Origin of the sequence: Serratia sp. CY38905 (genome assembly GCF_052168875.1) — a bacterium.
GTDB lineage: Bacteria > Pseudomonadota > Gammaproteobacteria > Enterobacterales > Enterobacteriaceae > Serratia > Serratia sarumanii.
Map to the genome: position 1 here is coordinate 61817 of NZ_JBJNLV010000016.1, position 13129 is coordinate 74945.

The following is a 13129-nucleotide window of genomic DNA, read 5'->3' on the forward strand; positions in this document are numbered from 1 at the left end:
TGTCTCTGGCGGACTCTGCTCTACCCCTACAAAACGCAGTAACAGAAAGGGCTCCGCAAGGAGCCCTTTTCTTTTGCCGCTATCAGGGGATCAGCAGACTGGAGCCGCTGGTGCTGCGGCTTTCCAGCACCTGGTGCGCCCGCTGGGCGTCGGCCAGCGCAAATTTCTGCTCGTCTCTCACCTCCACCCGAATGGCGCCGCTGCCGATCAGCGAGAACAGCTCGTTGCTGGCGTACTGCAGTTCGGCGCGGTTGGTGACGTAGCCGTTGAGGGAAGGGCGGGTGACGTACAGCGATCCTTTCTGGTTGAGCAGCGCCAGATCGACGCCGGTCACCGGGCCGGAGGCATTGCCGAAGCTGACCATCAGGCCGCGGCGTTTCAGGCTGTTGAGCGAGGCCTGCCAGGTGCTTTGCCCCACCGAATCGTACACTACGCCAACCTTCTCGCCGTGCGTCAGCTCGGCCACCCGCTGGGCGATATCCTCTTTGTGGTAGTTGATGGTGGCCCAGGCGCCGGCCTGTTTCGCCAGGGCGGCCTTCTCGTCGGAGCCGACGCTGCCGATCAGGCGCGCACCCAGCGCTTTGGCCCATTGGCAGGCGATAAGGCCAACCCCGCCGGCGGCGGCATGGAACAGGAACACTTCACCCGGCTGCACTTCGTGAGTCTGGCGCAGCAGGTAGTGCACCGTCAGCCCTTTGAGGAAAGAGGCGGCGCCCTGCTCAAAGCTGAGGTTGTGCGGCAGCAGCGCCACTTTTTCTTCCGGCACGTTGTGGATCTCGCTGTAGGCGCCGAGCGACGACTGCGCATACACCACCCGGTCGCCCGGTTTGATCGCGCTTACCCCGGCGCCGACCTTGACCACCACGCCGGCCGCCTCGGTGCCGAGGCCGCTCGGCAGGCTGGCCGGCGCGTACAGCCCGCTGCGCACATAGGTGTCGATGTAGTTGATGCCGATCGCCTTGTTCTCGATCTGCACTTCCCCGGCAGCCGGATCGAGCGGTGTAAAATCAACGTATTGCAAGACTTCCGGCCCGCCGGTGGCGGAGAATTGAATGCGCTTGGCCATATCGTTACCTCGTTGGAGTGTCTGATTTCACCCTATTCTTTTTAGTCTCGGAGATCCAGTTTGCCCGTGCGGGGTTCAATACCTTTTTTGCATCGGTTATGGCGCAAAAATCACGTATACTCTCGCGTCAGGATCCTTCATTCGCAACCGGATAAAGACTACGTTTCATGGCAGGAAAAAAACCAACCAACAAAACAAACGCGGACGAAACCAGAGAGCGTTCCAGAGATCGTCAGATGGAAGGGCTGAAGATGCCGCCGCACTCGCTGGAGGCCGAGCAGTCGGTGTTGGGCGGTTTGATGCTGGATAACGAGCGCTGGGACAACGTGGCGGAGCGCGTGGTCGCCAACGATTTCTTCAGCCGCCCGCACCGCCTGATCTTTACCGAGATGCAGCGTCTGCTGGAGATGAGCAAGCCTATCGACCTCATCACCCTGTCCGAATCGCTCGAACAAAAGGGCGAACTGGACTCGGTCGGCGGCTTCGCCTACCTGGCCGAGCTGTCGAAAAACACCCCGAGCGCCGCCAACATCGGCGCCTACGCCGACATCGTGCGCGAGCGCGCGGTGGTGCGCGAGATGATCTCGGTGGCTAACGAGATCGCCGACGCCGGCTACGATCCGCAGGGGCGCAGCAGCGAAGACCTGCTCGATCTGGCGGAATCCCGCGTCTTCCAAATCGCCGAGAACCGCGCCAGCAAAGACGAAGGCCCGAAGGGCATCGAGCGCATCCTGGAAGACACCGTGTCGCGCATTGAGCAGCTGTATCAGCAGCCGCACGATGGCGTGACCGGGGTCGATACCGGCTATCAGGATCTCAACAAGAAAACCGCGGGCATGCAAAAGTCCGATCTGATCATCGTCGCCGCCCGTCCTTCGATGGGGAAAACTACCTTCGCCATGAACCTGTGCGAAAACGCCGCGATGACCCAGGAAAAACCGGTGCTGATCTTCAGCCTGGAGATGCCCGGTGAGCAGATCATGATGCGTATGCTGGCGTCGCTGTCGCGCGTGGATCAGACGCGCATCCGTACCGGCCAGCTCGACGACGAGGACTGGGCGCGCATTTCCAGCACCATGGGTATCCTGTTGGAGAAGCGCAACATGTACATCGACGACTCCTCCGGCCTGACGCCGACCGAAGTGCGCTCGCGCGCGCGGCGCATTTTCCGCGAGCACGACGGGCTTAGCCTGATCATGATCGACTACCTGCAGCTGATGCGCGTGCCGGCCCTGTCCGACAACCGTACGCTGGAGATCGCCGAGATTTCGCGCTCGCTGAAGGCGCTGGCGAAAGAGCTGCAGGTGCCGGTGGTGGCGCTGTCGCAGCTGAACCGAAGCCTGGAGCAGCGCGCCGATAAGCGCCCGGTCAACTCCGACCTGCGTGAGTCCGGCTCTATCGAGCAGGATGCCGACCTGATTATGTTCATCTATCGTGATGAGGTGTATCACGAGAACAGCGATCTGAAAGGGATCGCGGAAATTATTATCGGTAAGCAGCGTAACGGCCCGATCGGCACCGTGCGCCTTACCTTTAACGGCCAGTGGTCGCGTTTCGATAACTACGCGGGGCCACAATACGATGACGAATAATCAGCTAAGGAACTGAAATGAAAGCGGCAACCGCTGTAATCGACCGCCGCGCTCTGCGACATAATCTGCAACAGGTGCGCCGCCAGGCGCCGCAAAGCCGCCTGATTGCCGTTGTGAAAGCAAACGCTTATGGACATGGCCTGCTGGAAACAGCCCACACCCTGCAAGACGCCGACTGCTACGGCGTGGCGCGCATCGGCGAGGCGCTGATGCTGCGCTCCGGCGGCATCGTCAAACCGATCCTGCTGCTGGAAGGTTTCTTCTGTGCCGAAGATCTGCCGGTGCTGGTGGCGAACAACATCGAAACCGCGGTGCACAGCATCGAACAGCTCGAAGCGCTGGAGCAGGCCAAGCTGGCGCGCCCGGTGCCGGTGTGGATGAAGCTCGATACCGGCATGCATCGGCTGGGGGTGCGCCCCGAACAGGCGGAAGCGTTTTATCAGCGCCTGTGCGCCTGCCGCAACGTGGCGCAGCCGGTCAATATCATGAGCCACTTCAGCCGCGCCGATGAGCCGGAATCCGACACCACCCTGAAACAGATCGCCTGCTTCGAGCAGTTCGCGCGCGGCAAACCGGGCCAGCGCTCGGTCGCCGCGTCCGGCGGCACGCTGCTGTGGCCGGATGCCCACAATGAGTGGGTGCGTCCCGGCATCATTTTGTACGGCGTGTCGCCGCTGGATAACGGCAGCGGCGCCGAGCATGGGCTGCAGCCGGCGATGACGTTGAAATCCAGCCTGATCGCGGTACGCGAGCACAAGGCCGGCGAAGCGGTTGGCTACGGCGGCACCTGGGTAAGCCCGCGCGATACCCGGCTGGGCGTGGTAGCGATGGGGTACGGCGACGGCTACCCGCGCAGCGCGCCGACCGGTACGCCGATCCTGATCAACGGCCGCGAAGTGCCGATCGTCGGCCGGGTGTCGATGGACATGATTTCGGTCGATCTCGGGCCGGACGCCGCCGATAAGGTGGGGGATGAAGCGGTGCTGTGGGGCGAGGCGCTGCCGGTCGAGCGCATCGCCGCCTGCACCGGCATCAGCGCTTACGAACTGATCACCAAGCTCACGCAGCGCGTGGCGATGGAATACATCGGCGACTGATGCGCAGCAGGGGCCGACGCGCGTCGGCCCCGTTTCTCAGCGGGTTACTTCTTTACCGCCAACCACTTGTCGATAATCTTCTGATACTCGCCGGTCGCCTTGGCCAGGTGCAGCCACTGATCCACATACAGTTTCCAGCTCAGATCGTCGCGCGGCAGCATGTAAGCCTTCTCGCCGTACTGCATCGGTTTGCTCGGATTCACCGCGCACAGCTTCGGATAGCGCTTCTGCTGGTACAGCGCCTCGGAGGCGTCGGTGATCATCACGTCCGCCTTGCGGTCTACCAACTGCTGGAAAATGCTCATGTTGTCGTGCGTCAGCGTCAGCTTGGCCTTCGGCAGATAGGCGTGCACGAAGGCTTCGTTGGTGCCGCCCGCCGGCTCCAGCAGGCGCACCGACGGTTTGTTGATCTGCTCGAGAGTGCGGTATTTCTTCACGTCGGTGCAGCGCACCAGCGGGATTTTGCCGTCGGTATCCAGCTTGTCGGCGAAGAACACCTGTTTTTGTCGCTCCAGCGTGACGGAGATGCCGCCCATCGCGATATCGCACTTGCCGGAGGTGAAGTCCGGCGTCAGGGTTTTCCAGCTGGTTTTCACCCACTTCACTTTGGCGCCCAGGCTCTTGGCCAGCGACTCCGCCATATCGATGTCGATGCCTTCATAGCCGCCGTCTTCCTTGAGGAAGGTATAGGGCTTGTAGTCGCCGGTGGTGCAGACCTCCAGGGTCTTTTGCTGCAGCACCTTGTCCAGGTGGGATTGCGCGCCGGCGCCGCCGGCGGCGAGCAGCAGCGCGAGAGGGAGTAGCTTTTTCATCTGGCGTCCTTTTTATACATTCGTGGTTTTATGCGTTACTTCGCCGTTAATTGTCGTTTACCTGCATGAGTTAGCCGTTTTTTATGCCGCTTACCGGCGAAAACGCCGGGCGTTGCTGCTGTACGCGATTTAAGCGCCAGGGTGTGACGTCGGCAGCGGTAAAAAAACTGGTAGGCTGTAACGTCAACATTTATTAACACAGTTTACAGGTGGCTATGTACAACATTGACGATTTTGATATGAAAATCCTGACGCTGTTACAGGCCAACGGCCGTCTGACCAATCAGGAACTGAGCGAGCTGGTCGGGCTCTCCGCCTCCCAATGTTCGCGGCGGCGCATCAGCCTGGAGCAGGCGCAGCTGATCCGCGGCTACCACGCGCGGCTGGCGCCGGAGGCGGTCGGCCTGGGGCTGGTAGGGCTGATCGAAGTTAGCCTGATCACGCACGCGCAGGAGCAGATCGACAGCTTTCATCAGATGCTGGAGGAGGTGGACGCGATCCTCGACGCTTACAAGACCACCGGCGACGCCGATTACCTGCTGAAAGTGGCGGTGGCGGACCTGCCGGCGCTGAGCGAGTTCATCAGCCAGACGCTGTCGCCGCACAAAAGCGTGGCGCATATCAAAACGGCGGTGGTGCTCAATCGCATCAAGGAAAACGGTTTGTTGCCGGTGGCGAGATAAAGCTAAAACCGAATGCGGTTTTCCGTCTATATTAGGAACGTAACGCTGTGCCCAAACCACAATAAATAAACCAGGAGAAAACCCCCGTGTTCCAGAACGTTGACGCCTATGCCGGCGATCCCATTCTGTCGCTGATGGAAAAATTCAAACAAGACCCGCGCGCGCACAAGGTGAACCTGAGTATCGGCCTGTACTACGATGCGCAGGGCATCATCCCGCAGATGCGGGCGGTCGCCGCGGCGCAAGCGCAGTTGAACAGCGTCGAGCACGGCGCCTCGGTATACCTGCCGATGGAAGGGCTGCAACCCTACCGTTCCGCCATCCAGCAGCTGCTGTTCGGCGCGCAGCACCCGATGCTGCAGCAGGGGCGCATCGCCACCATTCAGACCGTCGGCGGTTCCGGCGCGCTGAAAGTGGGCGCCGACTTCCTGAAAAGCTACTTCCCGGATTCGCAGGTGTGGGTCAGCGATCCCACCTGGGAAAACCACGTCGCCATCTTCAGCGGCGCCGGTTTCAAGGTGAATACCTACCCGTATTTCGACAGCGAAAGCCTGGGCGTGAAGTTTGACGCCATGCTCGCTGCGCTGAAACAGCTGCCGAAGCACAGCATCGCGCTGCTGCACCCGTGCTGCCACAACCCGACCGGTTCCGACCTGACCCCTGCCCAGTGGGATGAGGTGGTTAAGGTGATCGCCGAGCGTGAAATCATTCCGTTCCTCGACATCGCCTATCAGGGCTTCGGCGGCGGCATGGAGCAGGATGCCTACGCCATTCGCGCCATCGCGGCGGCCGGCCTGCCGTGCCTGGTGAGCAACTCGTTCTCGAAGATCTTCTCGCTGTACGGCGAGCGCGTCGGCGGCCTGTCGGTGGTGTGCGAAAGCGAAGAGGCGGCCGGGCGCGTGCTGGGCCAGCTGAAGGCCACCGTGCGCCGCAACTACTCGAGCCCGCCGAACTTCGGCGCGCAGCTGGTGGCCAAGGTGCTGAACGACGCCCAGCTGAAAACCCAGTGGCTGGACGAAGTGGAGAGCATGCGCACCCGCATTCTCGAGATGCGCCACGCGCTGGTGGACACCCTGAAGAGCGCGCTACCGCAGCGCAACTTCGATTACCTGCTGGCGCAGCGCGGCATGTTCAGCTACACCGGCTTCAGCGCGGCGCAGGTCGATCGCCTGCGTGAAGAGTTCGGCGTCTACCTGATCCACAGCGGCCGCATGTGCGTGGCCGGCCTGAACCACAACAACGTGCGTCAGGTGGCCGAGGCGTTTGCCGCGGTGCAGTAACGCCTGTTAGTCTGAACGGACGTTCATCGGGAGCGATAGCGATATCGCTCCTTTTTTATTGCCGGCGCGCCGCCGAAGTTGCCGCAAACCGGAGAGAGAATATACTGATTGAGGGGCGCTCACTCATGTGGCATCAGCAAACGCTAATCCTCAGCGCAAAAGCGCGTGGCTTTCATCTGGTTACCGACGAAATCGTCAACCAGTTAACCCACTTACACCGCCTGCAAACCGGCCTGCTGCATCTGTTGCTGCAGCATACCTCGGCCTCGCTGACGCTCAACGAGAACTGCGATCCCACGGTGCGAGCCGATATGGAGCAGCATTTCCTGCGTCAGGTGCCGGAAAACGCACCCTATCAGCATGACTACGAAGGGCCGGACGACATGCCGGCGCACATCAAATCCTCGCTGCTGGGCGCTTCCTTGACGCTGCCCGTCAGGCACGGGCGGCTGATGTTGGGCACATGGCAGGGCATCTGGCTGGGGGAGCACCGCATCCACGGCGGAGCACGCCGTATTGTGGCCACGTTACAGGGGGAATAACCCAATGAATAACAGTGCATTGCTGGAGTACTGCATGGCGAAGCCGGGCGCGGAACAAAGCGACCAGAACCAGTGGCAGGCCAGCCAGATCAAGGTGGGCGACGTGATGTTCGCCATGGTGTGCGAGGTCGAAGGGCGGCCGGCGCTGGCGGTCAAGTCCAGCCCGGAGCTGGCGGAAAGCCTGCGTGAACACCATCCGGAGATCGTCGCCTGCGACGGCCTGAACAAGGCGCACTGGAACACGGTGTTTCTTGACGGCAACCTGCCGAACTCGCAGTTTTACACGCTGATCGACAGCTCCTATCAGCTGGTGGTGGAAGGCCTACCCGAACACGTGCGCCAGGAACTGCGCGCCTGATTGCCGGGCGGCGGCGCCGCCCGTTTTCTCCTGCTTTTTCATGTTAAAGCGTGATCGCGGTTTTAAGTTGGGAACGTTCCCTTTCTGTTGCCGGGCTAAAGCGGCTACGCTTGGGCATTCAAGAAACGCGGGTAAATAAGGAGGCCGACATGGCCATCAGCGAAGAAAAGCGCAAGATGATCGCCGGGGAACTGTACGACGCCGGCGATGACCTGCTGCGCAGCGAACGTCGGCGCGCGCGCCAGCTGACGCATCGCTATAACCACTCCTCGCCGGAAGAGGGCGAGCTGCGCAAACAGTGGCTGGGCGAGTTGCTGGGCGGCTATCAGGGCGGCACCATCGAGCCGACCTTCCGCTGCGACTACGGCTATAACATCTATCTGGGCAAGAACTTCTACGCCAACTTCGACTGCGTGATCCTCGACGTGTGCGAGGTGCATATCGGCGACAACTGCCTGCTGGCGCCGGGCGTGCATATCTACACCGCGACCCATCCGCTGGACGCCGAGACCCGCGTCGGTGGGGCGGAGTTCGGCAAACCGGTCAGGATTGGCGATAACGTGTGGATCGGCGGGCGCGCGGTGATCAATCCGGGGGTGACCATCGGCGACAATGCGGTCGTTGCCTCCGGTGCGGTGGTAACCAAAGACGTGCCGGCCAATTGCGTGGTGGGCGGCAACCCGGCCAGGATCATCAAGCAGCTATAAGAAACGGGCGCCGTTGGGCGCCCGCCGTCATCAGACCCGCAGCGAGTCGATATCCACCACGAAGCGGTACTTCACGTCGCTTTTCAGCATGCGCTCATAGGCTTCATTAATCTGCTGCATCGGGATCAGCTCGATATCCGACGTGATGCCGTGTTGGCCGCAGAAGTCCAGCATCTCTTGCGTTTCCGCAATGCCGCCGATCAGCGAACCGGCGATGCGGCGGCGCTTCATGATCAGATTGAACACCTGCGGCGACGGGTGATCGTGTTCCGGCGCGCCGACCAGCGTCAGGGTGCCGTCGCGGCGCAGCAGGTTGAGGAACGGATTCAGATCGTGCTGGGCCGCTACCGTGTTGAGGATGAAGTCGAAGCTGTTGACGTGCTGCGCCATCTCCTCCGGGTTGCGCGAAATCACCACTTCATGCGCGCCAAGACGCTTGGCGTCTTCGATTTTCGACGGCGAGGTGGTGAACAGCACCACGTGCGCGCCCATCGCCCGCGCCAGTTTGACGCCCATGTGCCCCAGCCCGCCGAGCCCGACGATGCCGACTTTTTTGCCTGGCCCCGCGCCCCACTGGCGCAGCGGCGAATAGGTGGTGATGCCGGCGCACAGCAGCGGCGCGACCCCGGCCGGATCGAGATTTTCCGGCACGCGCAGCACGAAGTCCTGATCCACCACCAGATCGGTGGAGTAGCCGCCGTAGGTCACGGCGCCGGTCTGGCGGTCCTGACCGTTATAGGTGCCGGTGAAGCCGTTCTCGCAATACTGCTCCAGCCCCTCATCGCAGCTCGGGCAGCTGCGGCAGGAATCTACCATGCACCCGACGCCGACCAGATCGCCGACCCGGTAACGCGAGACATGGCCACCGACGGCGCTAACGCGGCCGACGATTTCGTGGCCCGGCACCACCGGGTAAATGGTATTGCTCCATTCATTGCGCGCCTGGTGCAGATCCGAATGGCACACGCCGCAGAACAACACCTGAATTTGCACATCGTGCTCGCGCAGGGCGCGCGGTGGGTAATCGAAAGGCACCAGCGCAGACTTCGCGTCATGCGCGGCATAGGCATGGGTAATGTTCATGGTCGCTCCAGTTATCAATGTATGGGGGACAACGCTTGGCCGGCAGCGAGTGCCGGTGAGACGCGGCCTGAGTCAGACAGGGCGGCCGCCGAGGGAACATTGATGATAAAAGCGGTGAGCGCGGAGGGAAATGCCTGAAAATGTCGAAATCTTGCCTGTTTCTGTTTGATTGCAGCGAAACGGGCCGGCGTGCGGGCCGCCTGAGCGACGGCCCGCACGCCGGCGGCACTACGGCTTCAACAGCGGTTTCAGGAAGCGTGCGGTGTGCGATTTTTCACACTCGGCCACGGTTTCCGGCGTGCCGGCCACCAGGATCTCGCCGCCGCCGCTGCCGCCTTCCGGCCCCAGATCGACGATCCAGTCGGCGGTCTTGATCACGTCCAGGTTATGCTCGATGACCACGATGGTGTTGCCCTGATCGCGCAACTGATGCAGCACCGCCAACAGCTGCTGGATATCGGCGAAGTGCAGGCCGGTGGTCGGTTCGTCGAGGATATACAGCGTCTGGCCGGTGCCGCGCTTCGACAGCTCGCGCGCCAGCTTGACGCGCTGCGCCTCACCGCCGGAGAGCGTGGTGGCCGACTGGCCGAGGCGGATGTAGGACAGCCCGACATCCATCAGGGTCTGCAGCTTGCGCGCCAGCGCCGGCACCGCGTCGAAGAACTCGCGCGCTTCTTCGATGGTCATCTCCAGCACTTCGTGGATGCTCTTGCCCTTGTACTTCACTTCCAGCGTTTCGCGGTTATAGCGCTTGCCCTTGCATTGGTCGCACGGCACGTAGATGTCCGGCAGGAAGTGCATCTCGACCTTGATCACCCCGTCGCCCTGGCAGGCTTCACAGCGCCCGCCCTTGACGTTGAAGCTGAAACGGCCCGGCGTATAACCGCGGCTGCGCGATTCCGGCACGCCGGCGAACAGCTCGCGCACCGGGGTGAAGATGCCGGTATAGGTGGCCGGGTTGGAGCGCGGCGTGCGGCCGATCGGGCTCTGATCGATGTCGATCACCTTGTCGAAATGTTCCAGGCCGGTCACTTCGCGGAACGGCGCCGGTTCGGCGATGGTGGCGCCGTTGAGCTGGCGCTGGGCGATCGGGAACAGCGTATCGTTGATCAGCGTCGATTTGCCGGAGCCGGAAACGCCGGTGATGCAGGTAAACAGACCGACCGGCAGCGTCAGCGTCACGTCCTTCAGGTTGTTGCCGCGCGCGCCGCTCAGCTTCAGCACCTTGGTCGGATCGGCCGGCACGCGCTGCGCCGGAATGGCGATCTCGCGCTTGCCGCTGAGGAACTGGCCGGTCAGCGAGTCCGGCTGCGCCATGATGTCGTCGACGGTGCCTTCCGCCACCACCTGGCCGCCGTGCACGCCGGCGCCGGGGCCGATGTCGATCACGTGATCGGCGGCGCGGATGGCGTCTTCGTCATGCTCCACCACGATCACCGTATTGCCGAGGTTGCGCAGGTGGATCAGCGTTTCCAGCAGGCGCTCGTTGTCGCGTTGGTGCAGGCCGATCGACGGCTCGTCCAGCACGTACATCACGCCCACCAGGCCGGCGCCGATCTGGCTGGCCAAACGAATACGCTGCGCTTCGCCGCCGGAGAGCGTCTCCGCCGAGCGGGACAGCGACAGGTAGTTCAGGCCGACGTTCACCAGGAATTTCAGGCGATCGCCGATCTCTTTCAGCACTTTTTCGGCGATCTTGGCGCGTTGGCCGCTGAGCTTCATGTTCTGGAAGAAGGTCATCGCATGGCCGATGCTCAGATCGGAAATCTCCGGCAGCGTGGTATCTTCGACGAACACGTTGCGCGCTTCTTCGCGCAGGCGGGTGCCGTGGCACGAGGCGCAAGGGCGGTTGCTGATGAACTTCGCCAATTCTTCGCGCACCGCGCTGGATTCGGTCTCTTTATAGCGGCGCTCCATGTTGTGCAGCACGCCTTCGAACGGATGACGGCGCACGGTGGTATCACCGCGATCGTTGATGTATTTGAATTCGATCGACTCTTTGCCGGAGCCGCTCAGCACCGCCTTCTGCACGTCGGCGCTCAGGGTGTTGAACGGCGCTTCGACGTCGAACTCATAGTGCTCCGCCAGCGAACGCAGCATCTGGAAGTAATAGAAGTTGCGGCGATCCCAGCCGCGGATCGCGCCGCCGGCCAGCGACAGCTCGGGGTTTTGCACCACGCGATCCGGATCGAAGAACTGCTGCACGCCCAGGCCGTCGCAGGTCGGGCAGGCACCAGCCGGGTTGTTGAAGGAAAACAGGCGCGGTTCCAGCTCGCGCATGCTGTAGCCGCAGATCGGGCAGGCGAAGTTGGCGGAGAACAGCAGCTCGTCCGCTTTCTCGTCGTCCATATCCGCCACCACCGCGGTGCCGCCGGACAGCTCCAGCGCGGTTTCGAACGATTCGGCCAAGCGCTGCGCCATGTCCTCGCGCACCTTGAACCGGTCGACCACCACTTCGATGGTGTGTTTCTTCTGCAGCTCCAGCTTCGGCGGATCGGACAGATCGCACACTTCACCGTCGATGCGCGCGCGGATATAGCCCTGGGCGGCCAGGTTTTCCAGCGTTTTGGTGTGTTCGCCCTTGCGGTCTTTCACCACCGGCGCCAGCAGCATCAGGCGCTTGCCTTCCGGCTGGCTCAGCACGTTATCGACCATCTGGCTGACGGTTTGCGCCGCCAGCGGCACATGGTGATCCGGGCAGCGCGGCTCGCCGACGCGGGCGAACAGCAGGCGCAGGTAGTCGTGGATTTCGGTGATGGTGCCGACCGTGGATCGCGGGTTGTGCGAGGTGGATTTCTGCTCGATGGAGATCGCCGGCGACAGGCCCTCGATATGATCGACGTCCGGTTTTTCCATCAGCGACAGGAACTGGCGCGCATAGGCGGAGAGCGATTCGACGTAGCGGCGTTGCCCTTCGGCATACAGCGTATCGAAAGCCAGCGATGACTTGCCGGAACCGGACAGGCCGGTGACGACGATCAGTTTGTCACGCGGGATAATCAGGTTGATGTTTTTCAGATTATGGGTTCGAGCACCACGAACTTCGATATTGTCCATTTACACTTCCCGTCTTGATGATACACCGCGCCTGTCGCGATTTTTGCGGGGGATTTTGTGATGGATCTCGCAAAAAACCGGCACAGCCAGGTCGAAACGCATAATTATGACACAAAAAAACCTGAATGAATATCCAGTATGCGAATGCAAACAAGGTCGATCGAAAAGACAATTCTGGAATGCAATTCGCACTTATCAACACGGGTGTGGTTTCGCACTCAGCGTGGTAAACTGACGCGTTTATACTGTGTAGAAATCAATCATCGGGAGAAGTGCTCATGGCCAGCAGAGGCGTAAACAAAGTAATTCTGGTCGGGAATCTGGGTCAGGATCCAGAAGTCCGTTACATGCCGAACGGCGGCGCAGTGGCCAACATTACCCTGGCGACCTCCGAAAGCTGGCGTGACAAGGCGACCGGCGAACAGAAAGAGAAGACCGAGTGGCACCGCGTCGTGCTGTTCGGCAAACTGGCCGAAGTGGCGGGCGAATACCTGCGTAAAGGCTCTCAGGTCTACATCGAAGGCTCCCTGCAGACCCGTAAATGGCAGGATCAGAGCGGCCAGGATCGCTACACCACCGAGATCGTGGTTAACGTCGGCGGCACCATGCAGATGCTGGGCGGCCGTCAGGGCGGCGGCGCACCGGCCGGTCAATCTGCCGGCGGCCAGGGCGGTTGGGGCCAGCCTCAGCAGCCACAGGGCGGCAACCAGTTCAGCGGCGGCCAGCAGCAGTCGCGCCCGGCGCAGAACAGCGCTCCGGCGGCCAGCAGCAACGAACCGCCAATGGATTTCGACGACGATATCCCGTTCTGATATCCGGCCGTTTGCAGCCAAAAAAAAGCCCCTTCACGGG

12 protein-coding genes are annotated in these 13129 nt (G+C 61.8%); 8 read left to right on the plus strand and 4 right to left on the minus strand.

All coding sequences use genetic code 11. From position 1 onward, the window contains the following. Window positions 1–82: 82 nt before the first annotated feature. Window positions 83–1066 carry a quinone oxidoreductase gene (locus ACJ8MK_RS23275; RefSeq protein WP_033654713.1) on the minus strand — a complete coding sequence of 328 codons (984 nt, stop codon included), beginning with the start codon at window positions 1064–1066 and terminating at the stop codon, window positions 83–85. 167 nt (window positions 1067–1233) lie between these two features. On the opposite strand from ACJ8MK_RS23275, the gene dnaB reads away from it, so the two are divergent. Both dnaB and alr read left to right on the plus strand, forming a co-directional pair. After that, on the plus strand, window positions 1234–2658 hold the full coding sequence (gene dnaB, locus ACJ8MK_RS23280) for a replicative DNA helicase (RefSeq protein ID WP_025160134.1): 1425 nt from the start codon (window positions 1234–1236) through the stop codon (window positions 2656–2658). A 17-nt stretch (window positions 2659–2675) separates the two neighbouring features. Then, on the plus strand, window positions 2676–3755 hold the full coding sequence (gene alr, locus ACJ8MK_RS23285) for an alanine racemase (RefSeq protein ID WP_103830355.1): 1080 nt from the start codon (window positions 2676–2678) through the stop codon (window positions 3753–3755). A 44-nt stretch (window positions 3756–3799) separates the two neighbouring features. On the opposite strand, the gene ACJ8MK_RS23290 is transcribed toward alr, so the two are convergent. Continuing rightward, window positions 3800–4567 carry a transporter substrate-binding domain-containing protein gene (locus tag ACJ8MK_RS23290; RefSeq protein WP_033636197.1) on the minus strand — a complete coding sequence of 256 codons (768 nt, stop codon included), beginning with the start codon at window positions 4565–4567 and terminating at the stop codon, window positions 3800–3802. A gap of 215 nt (window positions 4568–4782) precedes the next feature. On the opposite strand from ACJ8MK_RS23290, the gene ACJ8MK_RS23295 reads away from it, so the two are divergent. From ACJ8MK_RS23295 to maa, 5 genes are all read left to right on the plus strand, one after another. Continuing rightward, window positions 4783–5250: an Lrp/AsnC family transcriptional regulator gene (locus tag ACJ8MK_RS23295; RefSeq protein WP_004936775.1), complete on the plus strand. Its 468-nt coding sequence runs from the start codon at window positions 4783–4785 to the stop codon at window positions 5248–5250. A gap of 86 nt (window positions 5251–5336) precedes the next feature. Continuing rightward, window positions 5337–6530: an amino acid aminotransferase gene (locus ACJ8MK_RS23300; protein ID WP_049195296.1), complete on the plus strand. Its 1194-nt coding sequence runs from the start codon at window positions 5337–5339 to the stop codon at window positions 6528–6530. Window positions 6531–6655: 125 nt separating this feature from the next. Then, window positions 6656–7072: a secondary thiamine-phosphate synthase enzyme YjbQ gene (locus tag ACJ8MK_RS23305; protein WP_004936779.1), complete on the plus strand. Its 417-nt coding sequence runs from the start codon at window positions 6656–6658 to the stop codon at window positions 7070–7072. 4 nt (window positions 7073–7076) lie between these two features. After that, window positions 7077–7430 (plus strand): MmcQ/YjbR family DNA-binding protein, encoded by a 354-nt coding sequence (locus ACJ8MK_RS23310; protein WP_019453210.1) that lies wholly within the window; start codon window positions 7077–7079, stop codon window positions 7428–7430. Window positions 7431–7579: 149 nt separating this feature from the next. After that, on the plus strand, window positions 7580–8137 hold the full coding sequence (maa, locus tag ACJ8MK_RS23315; protein ID WP_041036886.1) for a maltose O-acetyltransferase: 558 nt from the start codon (window positions 7580–7582) through the stop codon (window positions 8135–8137). Between the two features lie 30 nt (window positions 8138–8167). Here maa and ACJ8MK_RS23320 read toward each other — a convergent pair whose 3' ends face one another. Then, on the minus strand, window positions 8168–9220 hold the full coding sequence (locus tag ACJ8MK_RS23320; RefSeq protein WP_060423771.1) for an NAD(P)-dependent alcohol dehydrogenase: 1053 nt from the start codon (window positions 9218–9220) through the stop codon (window positions 8168–8170). 228 nt (window positions 9221–9448) lie between these two features. Beyond that, window positions 9449–12277 carry an excinuclease ABC subunit UvrA gene (uvrA, locus tag ACJ8MK_RS23325; RefSeq protein ID WP_060423768.1) on the minus strand — a complete coding sequence of 943 codons (2829 nt, stop codon included), beginning with the start codon at window positions 12275–12277 and terminating at the stop codon, window positions 9449–9451. 278 nt (window positions 12278–12555) lie between these two features. On the opposite strand from uvrA, the gene ssb1 reads away from it, so the two are divergent. Continuing rightward, window positions 12556–13089, plus strand: coding sequence for a single-stranded DNA-binding protein SSB1 (gene ssb1, locus ACJ8MK_RS23330; RefSeq protein ID WP_033654707.1), 534 nt, complete (start codon window positions 12556–12558; stop codon window positions 13087–13089). Window positions 13090–13129: the final 40 nt, after the last annotated feature.

Bases quoted from the DNA above. Each gene is read 5' to 3' on its own strand.
- ACJ8MK_RS23305 (WP_004936779.1), top strand. From the start codon at position 6,656: ATGTGGCATCAGCAAACGCTAATCCTCAGCGCAAAAGCGCGTGGCTTT.
- ACJ8MK_RS23310 (WP_019453210.1), top strand. From the start codon at position 7,077: ATGAATAACAGTGCATTGCTGGAGTACTGCATGGCGAAGCCGGGCGCG.
- ACJ8MK_RS23290 (WP_033636197.1), bottom strand. From the start codon at position 4,567: ATGAAAAAGCTACTCCCTCTCGCGCTGCTGCTCGCCGCCGGCGGCGCC.
- uvrA (WP_060423768.1), bottom strand. From the start codon at position 12,277: ATGGACAATATCGAAGTTCGTGGTGCTCGAACCCATAATCTGAAAAAC.
- alr (WP_103830355.1), top strand. From the start codon at position 2,676: ATGAAAGCGGCAACCGCTGTAATCGACCGCCGCGCTCTGCGACATAAT.
- ACJ8MK_RS23320 (WP_060423771.1), bottom strand. From the start codon at position 9,220: ATGAACATTACCCATGCCTATGCCGCGCATGACGCGAAGTCTGCGCTG.
- dnaB (WP_025160134.1), top strand. From the start codon at position 1,234: ATGGCAGGAAAAAAACCAACCAACAAAACAAACGCGGACGAAACCAGA.
- ACJ8MK_RS23295 (WP_004936775.1), top strand. From the start codon at position 4,783: ATGTACAACATTGACGATTTTGATATGAAAATCCTGACGCTGTTACAG.
- maa (WP_041036886.1), top strand. From the start codon at position 7,580: ATGGCCATCAGCGAAGAAAAGCGCAAGATGATCGCCGGGGAACTGTAC.
- ssb1 (WP_033654707.1), top strand. From the start codon at position 12,556: ATGGCCAGCAGAGGCGTAAACAAAGTAATTCTGGTCGGGAATCTGGGT.
- ACJ8MK_RS23275 (WP_033654713.1), bottom strand. From the start codon at position 1,066: ATGGCCAAGCGCATTCAATTCTCCGCCACCGGCGGGCCGGAAGTCTTG.